This is a genomic window from Phaeobacter sp. CAU 1743 (genome assembly GCF_039839315.1).
Classification (GTDB): domain Bacteria; phylum Pseudomonadota; class Alphaproteobacteria; order Rhodobacterales; family Rhodobacteraceae; genus Phycobacter; species Phycobacter gallaeciensis_A.
Genome location: NZ_JBDOQR010000004.1, coordinates 36,380 through 55,703, shown reverse-complemented (window position 1 = coordinate 55,703; position 19,324 = coordinate 36,380). Strand labels below are relative to the sequence as shown.

Annotated in this window: 17 protein-coding genes; 5 read left to right on the top strand and 12 right to left on the bottom strand. The window is 62.8% G+C overall.

The genetic code is table 11. From position 1 onward, the window contains the following. The first annotated feature begins 55 nt into the window (after positions 1-55). Positions 56-973: a DMT family transporter gene (locus tag AAFO90_RS02670; RefSeq protein ID WP_347508410.1), complete on the top strand. Its 918-nt coding sequence runs from the start codon at positions 56-58 to the stop codon at positions 971-973. A gap of 186 nt (positions 974-1,159) precedes the next feature. Then, positions 1,160-2,050, top strand: coding sequence for a DMT family transporter (locus tag AAFO90_RS02665; RefSeq protein ID WP_347508409.1), 891 nt, complete (start codon positions 1,160-1,162; stop codon positions 2,048-2,050). A gap of 7 nt (positions 2,051-2,057) precedes the next feature. Here AAFO90_RS02665 and folP read toward each other — a convergent pair whose 3' ends face one another. From folP to AAFO90_RS02630, 7 genes are all read right to left on the bottom strand, one after another. After that, positions 2,058-3,056 carry a dihydropteroate synthase gene (gene folP / locus AAFO90_RS02660; protein ID WP_347508408.1) on the bottom strand — a complete coding sequence of 333 codons (999 nt, stop codon included), beginning with the start codon at positions 3,054-3,056 and terminating at the stop codon, positions 2,058-2,060. Beyond that, positions 3,053-3,973 (bottom strand): dihydroneopterin aldolase, encoded by a 921-nt coding sequence (locus tag AAFO90_RS02655; protein WP_274867064.1) that lies wholly within the window; start codon positions 3,971-3,973, stop codon positions 3,053-3,055. Before AAFO90_RS02655 ends, folP begins: the two co-directional genes overlap by 4 nt. 148 nt (positions 3,974-4,121) lie before the next feature. Next, a complete protein-coding gene (locus AAFO90_RS02650; RefSeq protein WP_335645309.1) occupies positions 4,122-4,715 on the bottom strand; it encodes a cell wall hydrolase in 594 nt (197 codons plus the stop codon). A gap of 223 nt (positions 4,716-4,938) precedes the next feature. Next, positions 4,939-7,503 carry a putative PEP-binding protein gene (locus AAFO90_RS02645; RefSeq protein WP_065272726.1) on the bottom strand — a complete coding sequence of 855 codons (2,565 nt, stop codon included), beginning with the start codon at positions 7,501-7,503 and terminating at the stop codon, positions 4,939-4,941. Between the two features lie 236 nt (positions 7,504-7,739). Then, a complete protein-coding gene (gene glyS, locus AAFO90_RS02640; protein WP_347508407.1) occupies positions 7,740-9,965 on the bottom strand; it encodes a glycine--tRNA ligase subunit beta in 2,226 nt (741 codons plus the stop codon). Positions 9,966-10,047: 82 nt separating this feature from the next. Next, positions 10,048-10,572, bottom strand: coding sequence for a DUF6446 family protein (locus AAFO90_RS02635; RefSeq protein WP_347508406.1), 525 nt, complete (start codon positions 10,570-10,572; stop codon positions 10,048-10,050). Positions 10,573-10,586: 14 nt separating this feature from the next. Then, positions 10,587-11,546 (bottom strand): glycine--tRNA ligase subunit alpha, encoded by a 960-nt coding sequence (locus AAFO90_RS02630; RefSeq protein WP_065272723.1) that lies wholly within the window; start codon positions 11,544-11,546, stop codon positions 10,587-10,589. Positions 11,547-11,799: 253 nt separating this feature from the next. Between AAFO90_RS02630 and AAFO90_RS02625 the strand changes: the two genes are divergently transcribed. After that, positions 11,800-13,566 carry a trypsin-like peptidase domain-containing protein gene (locus AAFO90_RS02625; protein WP_347508404.1) on the top strand — a complete coding sequence of 589 codons (1,767 nt, stop codon included), beginning with the start codon at positions 11,800-11,802 and terminating at the stop codon, positions 13,564-13,566. An 86-nt stretch (positions 13,567-13,652) separates the two neighbouring features. On the opposite strand, the gene AAFO90_RS02620 is transcribed toward AAFO90_RS02625, so the two are convergent. The 4 genes from AAFO90_RS02620 to AAFO90_RS02605 form a co-directional block, all read right to left on the bottom strand. After that, the gene (locus AAFO90_RS02620) at positions 13,653-14,294 is read right to left on the bottom strand and encodes an SDR family oxidoreductase (protein ID WP_347508403.1); all 642 of its coding nucleotides are present in this window, start codon (positions 14,292-14,294) and stop codon (positions 13,653-13,655) included. A 12-nt stretch (positions 14,295-14,306) separates the two neighbouring features. Continuing rightward, positions 14,307-14,825, bottom strand: coding sequence for a DUF1178 family protein (locus AAFO90_RS02615; RefSeq protein ID WP_274827772.1), 519 nt, complete (start codon positions 14,823-14,825; stop codon positions 14,307-14,309). 50 nt (positions 14,826-14,875) lie between these two features. Beyond that, a complete protein-coding gene (locus AAFO90_RS02610) occupies positions 14,876-15,355 on the bottom strand; it encodes an NUDIX hydrolase (RefSeq protein ID WP_065272719.1) in 480 nt (159 codons plus the stop codon). Positions 15,356-15,454: 99 nt separating this feature from the next. Beyond that, positions 15,455-15,952 (bottom strand): N-acetyltransferase, encoded by a 498-nt coding sequence (locus AAFO90_RS02605; RefSeq protein ID WP_347508402.1) that lies wholly within the window; start codon positions 15,950-15,952, stop codon positions 15,455-15,457. A gap of 89 nt (positions 15,953-16,041) precedes the next feature. Here AAFO90_RS02605 and AAFO90_RS02600 point away from each other — a divergent pair, with 89 nt between their 5' ends. Both AAFO90_RS02600 and AAFO90_RS02595 read left to right on the top strand, forming a co-directional pair. Then, positions 16,042-16,647 (top strand): flavin reductase family protein, encoded by a 606-nt coding sequence (locus AAFO90_RS02600; protein WP_347508468.1) that lies wholly within the window; start codon positions 16,042-16,044, stop codon positions 16,645-16,647. A gap of 8 nt (positions 16,648-16,655) precedes the next feature. Beyond that, the gene (locus tag AAFO90_RS02595; protein WP_347508401.1) at positions 16,656-17,297 is read left to right on the top strand and encodes a CatB-related O-acetyltransferase; all 642 of its coding nucleotides are present in this window, start codon (positions 16,656-16,658) and stop codon (positions 17,295-17,297) included. Positions 17,298-17,587: 290 nt separating this feature from the next. Here AAFO90_RS02595 and AAFO90_RS02590 read toward each other — a convergent pair whose 3' ends face one another. After that, complete coding sequence (locus tag AAFO90_RS02590; protein ID WP_274827768.1) at positions 17,588-19,231, bottom strand: SulP family inorganic anion transporter; 1,644 nt, start codon at positions 19,229-19,231, stop codon at positions 17,588-17,590. Between the last annotated feature and the right edge of the window lie 93 nt (positions 19,232-19,324).

The window sequence follows — 19,324 nt, the reverse complement described above, 5'->3', positions numbered from 1 at the left end:
CTCTGCAGGGCGCTTCGGGCAACCGGAGCGCCTCTTTTGTTTTCGGAGTATTCCCATGCACGACGGCCCCGGCACCCTCAACTGGATCAAGCTTCTGTTTCTCGGCATGATCTGGGGCGCCTCCTTCATGGCGGTTTCGGTCGCTTTGGATGGTCTTGGGCCGGTCACGATCGCAGCCGCGCGGATCACGGTTGGCGCCCTGTGCCTGCTGGCCATCATCCGCGCCATGGGGATCTCACTGCCGCCAATAACCAACCGCGCCGGGCGGTTGATCTGGGCCTGCGCCTTTGGCATGGGCTTCTTCAGCAACGCGCTGCCTTTTACCCTGCTCAGCTGGGGGCAGACCCATGTGGCTAGCGGTTTTGCCGGGGTCTGCATGGCAGTGGTGCCGCTCTTCGTACTGCCGCTCTCGCATTTTCTGGTGCCGGGCGAGCATATGACCCTGCGGCGCAGTATCGGGTTCCTGACCGGCTTTGCAGGCGTGGTTGTGCTGATCGGGCTTGAGGCCTTCAGCAGCGCGGGTACGGATTTTGAATCGCTTGCGCGCCTTGCCTGCCTTGGCGCTGCGCTCTGTTATGCGGTCGGCTCCATCATCACCCGGCTCTGCCCCTCTGTGAACATGCTGTCGCTCTCGGCGGCGGCGCTCAGCTGTGCTGCCATGATGATTGTGCCCGCCGCGCTCTGGGCCGAGGGCGTCCCGCAGTTGCCGGAGACAACGCCGCTGGCAGCGGTTCTGTACCTTGGGCTGCTGCCCACCGCGCTGGCGCAGGTTTTGCTGGTGCAAATCGCCCGCAGCGCCGGGCCTTCATTCTTGTCGACGGTGAATTATCAGGTGCCAGTCTGGTCGGTGCTGTTCGGCGCCACCCTGCTGAACGAGACCCTGCCCCCACAGCTCTTTGCAGCTTTGGTGCTCATCCTTAGCGGGCTGCTGCTGAGCCGCACGCCCCGCCGCCGTGCCACCGTCCCGTCCTGAGACGACCGACAAGCCCTTCGCAATCCTGGACGCCCTCCTGAACCAAAGAGTAATTGGTTGACCTCGGCGCAGCGCTCGGGTCTTGTCGCGCGGCTGACGCAAGAGTGGTGTCAGTCGGGTTGACTGTCCCACCTTGGGGCAGTCACTTGCAGGCAAATTAGGGACAGCGAAAAGGTGCCAGAGCGGATGGGAAAATACTGGGCCATGATCGCCACCCTCGGGCTGGTCTGGGGCGGTACTTTTCCCCTGATCAAAGTGGCTCTGGAAGGGATTACGCCCTTCTGGCTGGCAGCTGGACGCATTGGCTTTGCCGCCGTTTTACTCTGTGCAATCTGGGGCTTGCGAGGCGGTGGTTTATTCAAGGCGCAGACCAGTTGGACGCCTCTTCTGATTATCGGCTTTGCCAGCACAGCCCTTCCCTTCATGCTGATCAATTGGGGACAGCAGCATGTCTCGGCCGGCTTCACGGGGCTTAGCATGGCAGCAATCCCGCTCTTTGTGCTCCCCTTGGCTCATTTTTTTGTACCCGGCGAGCGCATGATCCTGCGGCGTGTGATCGGCTTTGTGATCGGTTTTGTCGGTGTTGCCCTGCTGATCGGCGGCAAGGCCTTTGAAAGCAGCAATTCAGAGCTGGAACTTCTGGGCCGTATCGCCTGCCTCTCTGCCGCAGGATGCTATGCGGTCAGCTCGATCCTGACCCGTCGGCTGCCGCCCGTCGATCCGGTGGGTCTTGCCGCGATCCTGCTGGTCATCGGCAGCGTCATCATCCTGCCCACAGCCTGGGCCATAGAAGGCCCTCCGGTCATGCAGGATACGCACACTCTTGCGATTATCGCCTTCCTGGGGCTGATCCCAACCGCTGCCGCCAATTTCCTGCGGGTGATTGTGGTGCGCGAGGCCGGGCCCACCTTCATGACCCTGACGAATTATCAGGTGCCTGTCTGGGCCGTGGTCATTGGTGCGGTCTTTCTGGGCGAAGCCCTGCCCGCCTCGATGCTTTTGGCGATGGCCCTGATCCTGAGCGGCCTCTGCATCAGCCAATGGGGCGCCCTGCGCCGCCTGTTTTCGCGCGCCTAAGCCTGTTTCAGCGCACAGCCTGCCACAGGCGCACGGCCTGCGCGGTCTCTGCCACGTCATGCACGCGCAGGATCTGAACGCCCTGCGCCAGACCAGCCAGCCCGACGGCGATTGATCCCGGCGCGCGGGCATCTGGTGCAGGCGCCTGACCGATCTTGCCGATGAAGCCCTTGCGCGACACGCCCAGAAGGATGGGACAGCCAAGACCGTGAAACAGGCTGAGATTACGCAGCAGGGTCAGGTTATGCTCCTGCGTCTTGCCAAAGCCGATGCCGGGATCGATGACGATCCGGTCCCGCAGAACCCCAGTCGCCTCCAGCCGGTCCACCTGCGCCGCCAGAAAGTCATAGACGTCCAGCAGCACGTTTTCATAAACCGGGTTTTCCTGCATGGTTGCGGGATCGCCCTGCGCATGCATCACGCAGACCGGCACCCCGGCCTGCGCCGCCAGCGGCGCCAATGCGGCATCAAAGGTAAATCCCGACACATCGTTGATCAGCCCGGCCCCGGCCTCCAGCGTTTCCGCGGCGACCTCGGCCTTGCGGGTGTCGATGGATATGGCCACCTGCGACACCTCGCGAATGGCGGCAATCACCGGCGCGGTGCGGGCGATTTCCTCGTCCTCGGGGATGAAATCCGCGCCGGGGCGGGTCGATTCGCCGCCTACATCGATGATCGAAGCGCCTTCCTCGACCATCCGCAGGGCGGCAGCGCAGCCTGCCTCTACCCCGCAGTGGCGGCCGCCGTCTGAAAAACTGTCCGGGGTGACGTTCAGAATCCCCATGACCTGCGGCTGGGTCATATCAAGACCGGCAATCGCAGCGCGGCGGCCACTTAGCCGGTGACAGATGTCTTCCGGGATAAGCCCTGCTGGAATAAGGCGCGGCGGCGCATCGCGGCTCAGCACCTCTGCCTCGGAAAACCACAGCGAAGATCCGCCCGCCAGGGGCACCGCCCCTTCGGGGCGGAGGTCTCCGTGCTGCACCAGCGGGCGGTAATACATCACAGTGTGGTTTGCTCCATATCGACGGCGCGCAAGGGCACCTGCGGATCAGTCGGCAGGTCCGCACCGATCACGATCATCTCTCCTGCTTCGAATGTTGCCGCAAACCAGGAGGCAAGCGCAACCGCTTCGGCGGGGGCCGCGGAAGGACCATCGACGGCATCCAGAACGATTTTGGACGGGGCCCAGACGCAGATTTGGCCGTTTTTCATCGCCCAGTCCAATTCAGTCCGGGTCGCCACCACAACGCAGCGGTGATCCTTGGCCGCCAGGCGCCAGGCGTTCTGCTCGATCGCCAAAAGGTCGATCCGGCGCTGGGTCATCTTGTGGCCGGTCTGCGGCACCGCAAGAGGATGCGCGCCGACGCAGAGGATCAGCGGCCGTTGGCGGCACTCCATCTGATCGATCCAGCCGGTCAGATTGTCGCTGTCGATGGCCTCATTGGACAGGTACATCAGGCGCGGATGCGGGACTTCGCCTTCGTCCACCGTGTGCGTGACCTGATCCTTGGAGCGGACGATTTCCACCCCCAGCGCCCCCGGTCCACGGTCCAGTTTCTCCACCCGCACGAAACAGCGGATCGCCTGCGGTTCCAGCAGGACCCGTTCGGCCACGCGTTCGGCCAGAGTTTCAAGGAGGTTCAGCCGCTCGGCGGCCAGCTCATAGGCGATTGCCTCGGTCACCTTGTCATAGGACAGGATGCGGTCGACATCATCATCCAGATCCGCAGGCAGCGGCGCCACTTCGACCACCACATTGAAACAGATTCTCTGGGTGGTGCCGCGCTCGGCCTGAAAGGCGCCGATTTCCACTTCGACCAGGTGATCCCGCAGCGAGATCCGGTCCAGAGGACCACCGCTGGCGGTCGCAATCGACCGTTCCGAAGGGTGTTCAAATGCGAGACGGATTTCTGAGGGCATGGCTGCGGGCCTTTGTCTGGCGGTATCAAAACGTACGGTGTCCACCGTACATCTGTCTCCCCGTCCATAGCAGGCCCGCATGCGCCGTACCAGCGACCGAAACCGCCTTTACGGCGATCCGGCCGGTGCAATCACCCTTGCGGCCCTATCACTCGCTGGAAGCGGTGCGGAACCGGTCGTCACGGTAGAACTGGTGTACGCCAATCCGTGCGGTTTTGGTGAAATGGCTGCTCCAGCGCGGGCGCACTGCGGTGGTGTGGTAATAGGTGGCGCCCTTGGTCAGGCCGGTATCAACACCGTCAAGCACCAGACGGGCCACCTTGGCCACGCGTTCAAAGGCCCGTTTTTCGCGAATGACCTCTTTGTGGCCATCGCAGGTATAGGTGAACTGGCACTGGTAGCGGCGGCCGGTTCCCTGATTGATCACGCCGCAGAAGCTGCCGGGGAATTGGCTGCTTTCGACCCGGTTGCGGATCACCTCGGCGACAGCAAACTGGCCTTTGACGGTTTCACCGCGCGCCTCGAAATAGAGCGCCTCTGCGAGGCAAGCAAAGTTTTCGCCGCCAGTCGCCTTGGGTTGTTCGTCGAGCCATGCACGGGTGAACCGTAGGTCCTTTACATCCGGCTTGGATGGGGTACGCTTGAACCCGAAAAATCCGTTCAGGCGGCGTGTGGGCACGGCGTTCAGGGTGGACTGTTCGCGTTCGAACAGAGACTTCAGGCCAGTCTCGGCATGGGCCATGGGTGACGTGACCGTCAGGGCCGCCAGAGTGGCAGCCAGCGTCAGGAGTTTCATCTACAGATCCTCGTTTGTCAGCTCGCGCACGGCCTCCCCAGGTTGCGCGGTGGCAGGCTCTAAACGAATATCCGCAGATCGTCCACCTATACGAATGGTCAGGTCCCTGTGCGCCCAGTAGGGAACCGCCCAGATGGACCCAGCCAAAGCTGTCTGAAATCGAATTTTATTAAGTCTTTACGTAGGTTGGGGCGGCCTTGCCGATCTTCTCTCCAATCGCCAGCTGCGCCGCAGCCAGACGCACCACCGGAACGCGGAACGGAGAGCAAGACACGTAATCAAAGCCCGCCTCACGGCAAAAGGCAATCGATTCGGGGTTGCCGCCGTGTTCACCGCAGATCGACAGAGTGATATCTGCGCGCCCCGTGCGCCCCCGCTGCGCGCCAAGTTTCAGCAATTCTCCGACCCCGTCCACGTCCAGAACGTGGAACGGATCCTCTGGGAAGACGCCCTGCTGCACGTAGTTCGACATGAAACGGCCCGCATCATCGCGCGACAGACCATAGGCCATCTGCGTCAGGTCGTTGGTTCCGAAGCTGAGAAACGCCGTATGCGGCGCGATCTCTTCGGCGCGCAAGGCAGCGCGCGGCGTTTCGACCATGACGCCCAGACGGTAGTCGAACTTCTGGCCGCGCTCGGCGCTGACGGCCGAGGCCACCGCATCGATGCGCGCCTTGACCAGTTCCACCTCGCGTTTGGCCGAGACCAGCGGAATCATGATTTCCGGCACCACGGGAGCCCCGTCCTTGGAAGCCTCAAGCGTGGCCTCAAAAATGGCGCGGGCCTGCATATCGTAGATTTCCGGCACCGTGACCCCCAGCCGTACACCGCGCAGACCCAGCATCGGATTGTACTCGTGCAGTTCCTCCACCCGCCGGGTGACATCGCTGACGGGAATGCCCAGCGCCTCGGACAGCTCACGCTGACCGGACAGCGATGTGGGCAGGAATTCGTGCAAGGGCGGATCGAACAGCCGGATACAGACCGGCAGGCCCTCCATAATCCGGAACAGCTCGCGGAAATCGTCCCGCTGCATCGGCAGCAGTCGGGCCAGAACCGCCGCCCGTCCGGACGAAGTTTCGGCAAAGATCATCTCGCGCATCACGGTCAGCCGACCGGGATCAAAGAACATATGCTCGGTCCGGCACAGCCCGATGCCTTCGGCCTTGAAGTTGCGCGCTGTCTGGGCGTCGGCAGGCGTGTCCGCATTTGCACGAATTCCCATGTCGCGCGCCTCGTCCGCCCAGGTCAGAAGGGTCTGGAAGGCATCGTCCTGCGCCGCTTCCAGCATTTCCGGCTCACCGGCCAAAACCTGACCGTTGCTACCATCGATGGTGACGGTGTCACCGGCCTTGAAGACCCGGCCGTCCGTGGCCACCAGCTGTTTTTGCTTGGTCAGGAACTTCATGTTCGAGGCGCCAACGATACACGGCACCCCCAGCCCCCGGCCGATCACCGCTGCGTGGCTGGTCATGCCGCCCCGCTCGGTCAGCACTGCGACGGCCGCATGCATGCCGCGAACATCTTCTGGCGAGGTTTCCCGCCGCACCAGAATACATGGCTCACCGCGGGCGGCGCTGGCCTGTGCTTCGGCCGCCGTGAACACGAGCCTGCCTGTCGCAGCGCCTGGGCTGGCCGCGATCCCGGCACCAATCACATCCCGTTCGGCCGTTGGCAGCACCTGCCGGTGCAAAAGCTCGTTCAGGGCATGGGCGTCGACCCGCATCACCGCCTCGTGCGGGGGAATAATACCATCCTGCGCCAGCGCTACGGCGATCCGTACTGCCGCCTGCGCTGAGCGTGCCACCCGCACCCCGTCCAGAATATGCACGTCGTCGTCCTGAATGACGAATTCCACCTGCATTTCTTCGCGCAGCCGACGCCGCATCAATCCGGCATAGGATTTCAGATCGGCAAAGGCCGTGGGCGCCAGTTCCTCAAGCGAGGGACCCCGGGCGTCCTTTTCCAGAAACAGCGCGCGCGCCCCGGCGCCCAGCGCCTCGCGGCCCTGCGACTGGCTCAGGTAACGGCCGGTGAGCTGCGGCTTACCGGTGCGGCTGTCGACCAGCTGCAACACGCCAGAGCCGCATTCCCCCTGCCCCAGCCCCGGAATCATCTCCTGCACCACAAGACCCAGTCCGGCATCCGCCGGAGCGCCCTTGGCCTGGCGCAACAGGCGTGCCGAGGTGCCTTCCCAGGCACGCGCCATCGAGCGCAAAACGGCCGCCAGTTGCTCAGCCGGATCCTGCGGGAAGGGCTCATCCGTCTCCGCCTCATAGGCCATCAGAGTTTCGCGCAGCGCATCCGGGCCGCCATCCTCGACATCGTCAAAGGCGTCCGGGTCCAGCCGCGCCACATGCACCGCATAGGATTGCACGAACCGCAAATACAGACCCGCTGCGGCCTCTTCTCCAAGCCGATTGCACAGCCCTTTGCAGCGGTCCTCGTTCATACCGATGTTGAGGATCGCCCCCGGCCCGCCCCAATCCGGATCTTCGGATGAGGGCCGTACGCAGAGCAGCGCATCGGTTGGAAACTCCGACAGGATGGCGCTGATATCCGGCATATCTCCCGCGGCGATTTCGTGCACCGCATCAAAAGACAGGGCAACGGTGCGCGGCACCGGCAGATCCAGCCGGACCAAGCGCTGCAGACATTTGGCGCGCCCGCCATGGCTGGAGGTCGCAATTGGGGCTGTCTGGGTGATCAGCGTGGCCAGGGGCGCATCGGGCATTGTCTATCCTGAACTTTCTGCACTGCGGCACTCACAGTTTCCTAGCAGCATAAGCCGCCTTTGCGCTCCTGCAAGAGGAGAACAGAGGAGAAGCCCATGCAGCGCCATATTTTCCTGACGTTATCCACGCCGAGCCGGGTGCCCTGCGAAGACCCTGCCGCGTCCTACGAAAAACGCCGCGCAATCAGCGCGGCGTTTACTATAGTTTCATCCGGGCTTGATGCTCGGGATGCCGTTCAGCCTTCCAGACGGGTCAGGTCAGCCACCTGGCCACAGACCGCGCGGATCTGGTGCAGCAGGTTCAGCCGGTTACGGCGCACGATTTCCTTGTCCGAATTGACCTGCACCGCCTCGAAGAAGGCGTCGATCGGTGCCCGCAGCGCCGCCATGCCGCCCATGGCGGCCGCGAAATCTTCGGCCTCGATGGCCGAGGAGATCGCCCCCTCGCCCAGTTCAAGCGCATCAAACAAGGCAATCTCGCTGTCGTCCTCGGCGAATTTCTTGTCGGCGCCAAAGGAGTATTCGACCCCGTCCTTTTCTTCGGCCTGGGACAGGATGTTATTGGCGCGTTTGAATCCCTGCAGCAGGTTCTCGCCATCCTCGGTCTTGAGGAAGGCTTCCAGCGCCCGGGCGCGTTTCACCAGCAGTGTCAGATCGTCGTTGCCGTCCATGGCAATACAGGCATCGATCACATCGTGGCGGATACCCTGATCGCGCAGGAACACCTTCAGCCGGTCATGGAAGAACGTCAGCAGATCGCGCGACACATCCGGAAGGCTGTCCTTCAGCTCTTCCATATGCTTGGGCAGATCGCCATCAAAGGCATCCAGAACCGTGCGCACCGCGGAGCCGAAGACGCCATGTTCGGCGATTTCCTTGATCATGTCGCGCATCAGCCCGGCCGATACAGCGTCATCGCCATTCTGTTCCAGCTCGTGGCGCAGCAGATGGGTGTCGATATGTTGGTCCAGCGGCGTGCGGATGTCATTTTCCAGTACCAGCCGGATGACGCCCAAGGCCGCGCGGCGCAGAGCAAAGGGGTCTTTCGACCCGGTGGGTTTTTCATCGATGGCCCAGAAACCGGTCAGCGTGTCCAGCTTGTCCGCCAGCGCCACCGTGACCGAGACCTTCTCACTCGGCACATCATCCGACGGGCCAAGCGGAGAATAGTGCTGTTCGCAGGCATTGGCCACTTCTTGCGGCAGACCCGCGGCCTCGGCGTAATAGCGGCCCATCAGGCCCTGAAGCTCAGGGAATTCATAGACCATTTCCGACGACAGATCCGCCTTGGCCACGCGGGCCGCCTGTTCGGCCAGATCCGCATCGGCGCCCAGCACCGGTGCCAGCTCGCGGGCAAGCGCGGCAATCCGCTCGATCCGCTCGGCCTGGGTGCGCAGCTTGTTGTGGAAGGTCACGTTCGACAGCGCCTCGGTCCAGGAGGACATACCCTCTTTGGCCACGCGCAGATCGTTCTCCCAGAAGAATTTCGCATCGGCCAGACGCGCCGACAGAACCTTCTGATTGCCCGCCAGAATGGTGGCGCCGTGATCGGCGGTTTCGCGGTTGGCTACGGTAACAAAGCCTTCGATCCGGCCCGTCTTTGGATTGCGGACCGAGAAGAACTTCTGGTGCTCCTTCATCGAGGTCTGCAGCACCTCGGGCGGCAGCTCCAGAAAATCGTCGTCGATCTTGCCCATCAGGACCACTGGCCATTCCACAAGGCCCGCGACTTCGGTCAACAGCCCCTTGTCCTCGACCACCTCAAGACCACCAGCGAAGGCTTGGTTGGTAGCATCATGCCAGATCGCGGCCTCGCGTTCTGCCGGGTGCAAGATTACGTAAGCGCGCTTGAGCTTGGCGGAATAGTCCTCAAAACCGGTGACGGTAAAGCTGTCCGGCGCCATGAAGCGGTGGCCCCGGGTGCTGTCGCTCGCCTTCAGGCCTTCGATTTCAAACGGCACCACCTCGGCGCCGCCCTCATCCGACAGGATGCAGAGGATCGATTGCAGCGGACGCACCCAGCGCAAGGAACCAGCGCCCCAGCGCATGGATTTCGGCCAAGGGAAGTTGCGGATCGTCGTCTCCAGCACCTCGGCGATGATCTCTGCCGCCGGGCGACCGGGTTTTTCGATAGTGGCGAAATAGACGGCGCCCTTTGGCGTCTCGCGCTCTTCCAGCTGATCACGGGAAATTCCGGCGCCGCGCAGGAAGCCTTCGACTGCCTTGTCCGGCGCGCCGACCTTGGGGCCCTTGCGCTCTTCGCGCAGGGTGGGGCTTTCGGCCAGCAGACCATCGACAGCAAGGGTCAGACGGCGCGGTGTCGACAGGGCATGGGCGGCGGCATAGGTCAGACCGGCCTCGACCAGACCGTCGGTCATCCGTTTTTTCAGATCCGCCGCCGCACGCGCCTGCATACGGGCCGGGATTTCTTCGGAAAACAGTTCAATCAGCAGATCGGGCATTCCAGGTCCTCGGGGGTAGATGCGCCGGTGGCGCGAAAAATCTTCAGTCAGTGCAGCAGCCCCGGATGGGCTGACAGATGGTTTACTCGTCCCGCTCGGGGCAGGCGCCCTCCACCACAGAGGTGCCATCATAGGTCTGTTTGCCGCAATCGTTCATATCGTGCCAGGCAAAGCCCTGTCCCTGATCGGTGATCGCCACGATGCGATCGACACCATAGGAAATGTTCTTCACTGAAACGAAAGCGGTGGCAGTACCTTCCTCAAGCGCCGTGCCCAGCGCTTCGGCGTCGAAACAGTCGAACCAGCCCGGCGCATTGCGCGGCACGGTCTGCTTGGAGGGAGTGAATTCCGCTGCCAGATCCTGCCGCGTCAAATCGGTCGTGAAGCAGGCCCGGTAGCGGATCGGAGAGCTGTCCGCGTCAATGGCCTGGAAATCATCATAGGCGATCGGGCGCGGCTCGCTGCCATCAAGTGGCAACAGCACCACGTCGCGGCCCGGTTGCGGCGCCACCTCTTCGTAGAAGCCATAGACCTGAAGATAGTACATGGCGCCGCCCGCGACGAGCGCGGACAATCCAAGAATGATCGCAAGAACCTTGCCCAGCATGGCGTCTGTCCCCTTCAGGCGGCCTGTCCGCCAGCGGCTGTCTGCACAAAGGCATCGGCGCATTGCTTGGCCAGCGCCCGAACCCGGCCGATATAGGCCTGACGTTCGGTGACCGAAATCACCCCGCGCGCATCCAGCAGGTTAAAGATATGGCTCGCCTTGATGCATTGATCATAGGCCGGATGCGCCATGATGATGCGCTTGCCGGTCTTTGGGTCGTCATGCGCCTGCGACAGGATCGTGTTGCACTCCGCCTCGGCCTCTTCGAAATGGCGCAGCAGAACCTCGGTGTTGGCCACGTCGAAGTTCCAGCGGGCGTATTCCTCTTCGGTCTGCTTGAACACATCGCCATAGGTCAGCGGGATCGGCGCATTCGGATCATTGAAAGGCATGTCCATCACGTGGTCGATACCCAGAACATACATCGCCAGACGCTCCAGACCGTATGTCAGCTCACCCGACACCGGCGCGCAGTCATGACCGCCGACCTGCTGGAAATAGGTGAACTGGCTGACTTCCATGCCATCGCACCAAACTTCCCAGCCCAGCCCCCAGGCACCCAGGGTCGGGCTTTCCCAGTCGTCCTCGACGAACCGGATGTCGTGCAACTCCATGTCGATGCCGATCGCCTCGAGGCTGCCGAGATAAAGCTCCTGCAGGTTCGGCGGGCTGGGTTTGATCAGCACCTGATACTGGTAGTAATGCTGCAGACGGTTGGGGTTCTCACCATAGCGGCCATCGGTGGGACGACGTGAAGGCTGCACATAGGCCGCAGCCCAGGGCGCCGAGCCTAGCGAGCGCAGCGTCGTGGCCGGATGGAAGGTGCCGGCGCCGACCTCCATGTCATAGGGCTGCATGATGGCACAGCCCTTGGATGCCCAGTAGGCCTGCAGCCGCAGGATGATTTCCTGAAACGAGCGCGGCGCGTCGGTGGAGGCAGTGGTGGCGGCGGCGCCGCTGGTGGTCTGGGTCATATCAGATCCCTCTCTGGGACATCTCAATAGGGCAGCAAATGCGGGGTTCTTCCTATGCAAGCCCCCGCCGGGGGTCAACGGCTAGTCGCCTTTGAACGGCAAGGTAAGGGATGCTTTGCGCCTCTGGCTGCGGCAAAGGTGATGGTTTGCTGCATCAAGGCACGAATTCCCCCTTCTGCAGGAGTTTTCTTTACCCCATCAAAATGCTTATCTGCGCAACAACAAATTGCCCCATCGGGATAGAGGTCCTGTAATGAAAAGAATAGTCACCGCCCTGCTGCTGGCGCTCAATATGTTTGCATTTGCTCTGGCTGGTCCAGCACAGGCGCAACAAGCCGGACAGGAGACCGTCTGGATCCAGATCGCGGCCCGCCCGTCTCTGGCCGATGCCCAGCAGGAGGCGCAGAGCTATGCCGCGCGACTGCCCGATGTGGCCGGTTTCACCCTTGGCGCAGGTTGGTACGGCATCGTTCTTGGCCCCTATACCCGCCAGGATGCCGAACGGGTCCTGCAGGTCTACCGCAGCGAGGGGCAGATCCCCCGCGACAGCTTCATCGCCTTCCAGGCCAACCTACGCAATCAGTTCTATCCGGTCGGCGCACAGGATCAGGCCACCGCGACGGCTCCGACCACGGCTCCGGCCGTGCCGCAGGTGTCCGAACCTGTTGTTGAATCGCAGCCGCAAATCACCCTGCCCGATGAAACCCCGGCCGAGGCCCGCCGCAGCGAACGCCTGCTGACCCGAGAAGAGCGCGAGGAGCTTCAGATCGCCCTGAAAGCCGCCGGTTTCTATGCTGCTGCGATCGATGGCGCCTTTGGTCGCGGCACGCGCCGGTCCATGTCGGACTGGCAGTCCTTCAAGGGTTTCGAGCCCACCGGCGTTCTGACCACCGCACAGCGACAGGTTCTGCTGGATGATTACAACGCGCCGCTGATTTCCGTCGGCATGGCCAATGTCATCGATACCGGCGCCGGGATCTCGATGGATATTCCCGCCGGTGAAGTCGCCTTCTCCCGCTATGAATCGCCCTTTGCCCATTACGACAGCCGCGGCTCTTTGGGCGTGCGCGTGCTGATGATCAGCCAGCGCGGCGACAAGAACACGCTGTTCGGTCTTTATGACATCATGCAGACGCTTGAGATCGTTCCTCTGGACGGCCCCCGGCAGCGCGGCAACGACAGTTTCACCATCGAAGGCAGCAACGGGCAGATCGTCTCTCATACCGAGGCCAGACTGCAGAATGGTGAGATCAAGGGCTTCACCCTGATCTGGCCGACCGGGGATGAGGACCGCCGTGCCGGGGTGCTGGCCGCCATGCAGAACAGTTTCCAGCGGCTTGACGGGGTGCTGGACGCCGCCGCAGGCAGCGACGTGCGCCAGAGCGTCGACCTGGTGTCCGGTCTGGAAGTGCGCAAGCCCCGCCTGTCCCGGACCGGTTTCTTTGTCGACCAGAACGGCGCCGTGGTGACGACCTCGGATGTGGTTGCAGGCTGCAGCCGGATCACGCTGGACCATGGCTATCAGGCAACCGTCGCCGCAAACAATGCCGAGGATGGCCTCGCGATCCTGCAGCCTGTCCAGAACCTGGCCCCGATGGCAGTTGCTGGGTTCACCACCCAGACGCCGCGCCTGCAATCCGAAATCGCCGTGTCGGGTTTCTCCTACGAGGGCATTCTGGGCGCTCCCAGCCTGACCTTCGGCACCCTAGCCGATATCAAAAGCCTTGATGGCAACAACGGCGTGATCCGCTTGGATCTCGCAGCCCAGCCCGGCGATGCGGGTGGTCCGGTGCTGGATGCCTCTGGTGCGGTTCTGGGCATGCTGCTGCCGCGCGAAATCAAGGGCCGCCAACTGCCCGAAGGCGTCAGCTTTGGCATCAATGCCACCGCGCTGCGCAATGCAATCACGGCTGCAGGGATCGCCAGTGCCGATCAATCCGCCGGCGCCGCGCCCCTGTCGAACGAGGCACTGGTACGCCACGCCAGCGGCATGACCGTTCTGGTCAGCTGCTGGGAGTAACGACGTAGAACAGACCTGCACATAAAGCAAAACGCCAGAGCCTGACCGCTCTGGCGTTTTCATTTGGCGACACGCGTTGGTTCGGCTCAGAAGGCGTGGATACGGCCATCCCAGGTGTGAAAGCAGCCTGTCGTCTGCAGTGTCAGCACGTCGAATTCATGCATCAACCCAGCCGCCGATTCCTGGACCGAGATATCCCCTTCGCTGCCGCCCATATCGGTGCGCACCCAGCCGGGATGATAGATCCCGACCGAAATACCTTCAGGTTTCAAATCCGTCGCCAGATTGCGCCCGATGTTCAGCGCCGCCGCCTTTGAGGCGCGATAGGCATAGCTGCCCCCCGGGGCGCGGGCATGGCTGGCCATCTGGGAAGAAATGATCGCGATTTTCGGGTTATCCGACAGGCGCAGGTTCGGCAGCAGCGCCTGCACAGTCAGGAACACGCCGGTGACATTCACCGCCAGGGACTTGCTCCAGACCTCGGTGGTGTAATCTTCCAGCGCCATGCCCTTGTCGATATAGACACCAGCGTTGCAGACCAGAAGATCAACCGGTTTGTCGCCAAGGTGGGCGGCAAATCGCGCCTGCTGGCCGGAATCGCAGACATCAAGCCGCACCCCCGAGGAATGATCCTGCGAGGTGCCTGTCACCTCGTGCCCGGCCTCTGTGAGCTGCTTTACCAGCTCCCGGCCAATGCCCCGGCTCGCCCCGGTCACAACTGCGTGCATATGCCTGTCCCTTTAATTCGTTTTTCGCGTCGGACCGAAAGGCAGCGGCAAAACCGGCACCCCGTCCTCGATCAATGCCTTTGCCTCGTCCAGCCGCGCCTCGCCGTGAATTGCCCGTTCGGGCGCATCGCCCAAATGCATGGCACGCGCTTCCGAGACGAAATCCTTTCCGACGTAGTCCGAGTTCTCCTCGACCTGGCGCCGCAGCTCGCGGAGGGCCTTTTCCTGCTCGCTGGCAGGAGCACTGAGAGCACCTGGCGCCCCCTCCGGCACCTGGGCAGGAACAGAAGCCTGCGGCGAAGCTCCGCCTGCCTGCGCGGACGCGGCGGCGGTATCGGGGTCAGTTGAGGGGGAAACAGACTTGCGACCGGGACGCACATGCGGCGCCATAATGGCCTTCTCCACCTTTTGCGAACCGCAGATGGCGCAGGACACCATCCCGGCGGCGGCCAGTTTGTCAAAGGCAGCAGCCGACTGGAACCAGCTGTCAAAGCTGTGACCCTCGGCGCATTTCAGACTATACTGTATCATCTCGTTTCTCACAGCGGATACTGCCCATTACGCGTTCCCCTCACCTCACTTCAAGAGTTGAAAAGTTCAGAGCCGATCCCATCAGGATCAAACCGGGTAAGAATTTTCTTCAGCGCCTTTTCCTGCACCAGCCCCGCAGCCTTGCGCGGGGATGTCCACGCCCGCTGGCGCTGATGCCGTTCGGGGAACTCATCCTGCAGGGCCGTCACGATGACGGGATAGACCCGCACGACACAGGGCACAGGTGATAATTCGCTGCGCCATTTGTCATAGGTAAACTCGCCCAGGCAGTTGTCCACCGGAACGCCCCGCACGCCCGCTTCCTCCCAGGCTTCGATGGCTGCGGATTCGGCCAGGCTGCGCCCCGGGATAGGCCAGCCTTTCGGCAAGATCCAGCGCCCGGTTCCCCGCGACGTGATCATCAGAATCCGCGGCTTGCCGGTCTTAGTAATGCGAAAGCACAGCGCCGCGACCTGGGTTGCGGTCCCCGTCCCCGACTTTGAAATGGCAGACAGAGCGGATCTGTTCAATGTGGCACCACCTGGGCTTGCAGGGTTTCTGTGGATACAGCCCTATCCTCCTTTTACGATAGCAGAGAAAAGGCCCCCAGTTGAAGCGGGGTCGACCGCTTAATACTGCGTGCGGGTCCAGCGGGTCACATCTCCGTCAACACCGTCCCAGGCGTCCGCGATCAGCGCCAGTCCCAGCACCCGGTCGGGGTTGGTGGGCGGCGGCATCAACACGCCCTCAAGCTTCTCGAACCCGAACCGGCGGTAATAGGGCGCATCGCCCACCAGCATGACGCGCGCCCAGCCAGAATCGGCGGCCCGCGCAAGGCTGTCCCGGATCAGAGACCCGCCCAGCCCCTCCCCCTGGTGGGTCGGGTGTACCGCCACCGGCCCCAGCAACAGCGCATCCGCCGTACCCACATGCACCGGCCAGAACCGGATCGCACCGGCCAGAATGCCCTGCTCATCCCGCGCCACAAGGCTGAGGCCCGAAACCGGCGGAACCCCGTCGCGCAGGCGATAGGACGACAGCGCCTCACGCCCCGGCGCAAAGCACAGATCATAAAGCGCCTCCACTTCCCAGCGGTCGTCCGGCTGCTCCGGTTTCAGTTCGATCACGCCACTCACGCCTCCGCGAAATCACCCGTAAAGGGGTGGAATTCGCCCTAGCACGGGCCTAAGCATTGAGCAAACAATTGGAGACGCGCATGTTCTACCGCCCCGAAGACGGCCACGGCCTGCCCCATAACCCGTTCAACGCCGTGATCACGCCGCGCCCGATCGGCTGGATCTCGTCCCGCTCGGCTGACGGTGTCAACAACCTGGCGCCCTATTCCTTTTTCAACGGCGTCGCCTATACGCCGCCGCAGGTGATGTTTGCCTCCACCGGCAGCAAGGAAGACCAAGACAACACCAAGGACAGCATGGCCAATATCGAGGAGACCGGCGTCTTCTGCGTCAATATCGTCTCCTACGCCATGCGCGATGCGATGAATGCCAGCTCGCAGACCTTGGGCAAAGATGTCGATGAATTCGCCCATGCGGGTCTTACCGCCGAGGATTGCCAGACCATCAATTGCGCGCGCATTGCCGGTGCCCCCGCCGCGCTGGAGTGCAAGCTGACCAAGATCGTGACGCTACCCGGAGTCTCCAACCGCGTCGCATTTGGCGAAGTGACTGGCGTGCACCTGCGCGATGACTGCATGAAGGACGGCATGTTCGACGTCACCACATTTGAACCGCTGGCCCGCCTTGGTTACCGCGATTATTCCCGCGTGACCGAGGTCTTCTCGCTGGCCCGCCCCGACGACTGAGCGCCATCATGCCCCTTCCCGATCCCGGCCTGCGCCACCCGATCATCCTGCCAGACGGCACGCCCCATGCGGGCACCGTGATGCTGTCGCGCGCGGTGGACCATCCCAATTTCCAGGTTGGCGATTACAGCTATGCCTCGGATTTCGATCCGCCAAAGGACTGGGCGTCGCATCTGGCGCCCTACCTGTTCCCCGGTGCCCGCGAAAGGCTGGTGATCGGACGCTTTTGCCAGATCGCCCATGGCGCGCGTTTCATCACCGCCTCGGCCAACCACGGGCAGGACGGGCTCAGCTGCTACCCCTTCCCGGTCTTCGACCCCGCGCAGATGGCAGGTTTTCAGCCCGACACCCGCGATACCGTGATCGGTAATGACGTCTGGATCGGCTATGGCGCGATGGTGCTGCCCGGCGCCCGCATCGGCGATGGCGCCATCATCGGCGCAGGCGCTGTGGTGCGCGGCTCGGTTCCGGCCTATGGCATCGTCACCGGCAATCCCGGACGCGCCGAGCGCTTTCGCTTTTCAAAACCCCAGATCGCGCGGCTTCTGGCCCTCAAATGGTGGGACTGGCCTGTCGATCTGATCCTGCGCGCCGAGCCTGCGCTGCTGTCCGGCGATCTCGACATGCTCGAAAGCCTCGCGCCCGACTGACACCTGCCCAAGCTGCTGCTTCGGAGCCGCCCTCGACGCAAGCCTGCGGGCACGAAGCCGGACCAAGTGCAAGCCAAATTGCCGAGGTTCCGCGCCCCAAACAGGGGCGTGGATACGGCCATTTTGCTTGTAGCGCGGGACAGGGTTCGTGACAGACAGGCCGCGCGTGGGCGGATCCGGGGCTGCTGCTTTGGTGAGCCCGAGACTTCTTCCTTAATACCCTACACACATCAAAAAGGGGCCTCCGCATCCGGAGGCCCCATTCAATTTTCCAGACTTGACCCAGACGGTCAGTGGCCGCCCAGGACCCCGGTCTTGACCGAGTAATCCACCGCCAGCGCGTATTCCGGGTCATCGTCGCTGTCGACCATCAAGTGGCCGGCCTTAGACAGGAGCTGGTGGCAATCACGGCTGAGGTGACGCAGCACGATGGTCTTGCCCTCTTCCTCGTACTTCCCGGCCAGCGCCTCGATCGCCTGCAGGGCAGACTGGTCCACCACCCGGCTGTTGGCAAAATCGACGATCACACGCTCGGGATCGCCTGCCACGTCGAAGAGCTCGATGAAACCATCGGTGGAGCCAAAGAACAGCGGTCCTTCGATTTCATAGACCTTGGCGCCCTTGTCGCTGGCGGATTCGCGGGTGCGGGCATGAATGCGGCGCGCGTTGTTCCAGGCATAGGCCAGCGCCGAGACGATCACCCCGACCACCACGGCGATGGCGAGGTCGGTCATCACCGTCACCACGGTCACCAGCACGATCACAAAGGCATCCATCAGCGGCACCTTGGTCATGATCTTGAGGCTGTTCCAGGCGAAGGTGCCGATCACCACCATGAACATCACCCCCACCAGCGCCGCCAGCGGGATCTGTTCGATCAGCGGCGAAGCCACGACGATAAAGGTCAACAGGAACAGCGCCGCCGCGATACCGGCGATCCGGGTGCGGCCACCCGATTTCACGTTAATCATCGACTGGCCGATCATGGCGCAGCCGCCCATGCCGCCAAAGAAACCGGTGACGATATTCGAGGTGCCCTGCGCGATGCACTCCTGGCTGGCACCGCCGCGCTTGCCGGTGATTTCGCCCACCAGGTTCAGCGTTAGCAGGCTTTCTATCAGACCAATGGCGGCTAGGATCACCGCATAGGGCAGGATGATCTCAAGGGTTTCCAGATTGAACGGCGCCAGCGCAGTCCCATAAAGGCCAATGCCATCACCAAAGGGATTGTGAAAGGCCGGAAAGCCGCCTTCGATCGAGGCCAGATCGCCGACCCGCGGTACATCCAAGCCCAGTGCGATCACGAGGATTGCCACGATGCCAATGCCCGCCAGCGGCGCCGGGATCACCGAGGTGATCTTGGGCGTGCCCCAGATAATCGCCATGGTCAGGGCCACCAGCCCCAGCATCATATAAAGCGACAGACCGGACAACCACTCGGTGCCACCGCTGCCGGGGACCTTGAACTGGGTGAGCTGCGCCAGGAAAATAACGATGGCCAGACCGTTAACAAAGCCCAGCATCACCGGATGCGGCACCAGACGGATGAATTTACCCCAATGCATCACCCCAGCGATCACCTGCAGGATGCCCATCAGCACCACGGTCGCAAAAAGATACTCGACGCCGTGTTCCGCCACCAGCGCCACCATGACCACCGCAAGCGCCCCCGTCGCCCCCGAGATCATGCCGGGGCGTCCGCCGATCAGCGCCGTGATCAACCCCACCATAAAGGCCGCATAGAGACCCACCAGCGGGTGCACCCCGGCGACAAAGGCAAAAGCCACCGCCTCGGGGACCAGCGCCAACGCCACGGTCAGCCCCGACAACAGCTCGGTGCGCACGCGGCCCACGGACCAGCCCTCGTCCTGCATGATGGATAGGTTCGGCGGGGAAATACGATTGGCCAAAAGGGCCATGGCGGCGCGTTTCATCAAGAATACCTGCGGTTGGAGGAGGTCACGTTGTGGCCCGCCCCTAGCTGAAACTGGCCTTGGGGGCAAGGCTCGTGATCCGATCTGACCTCC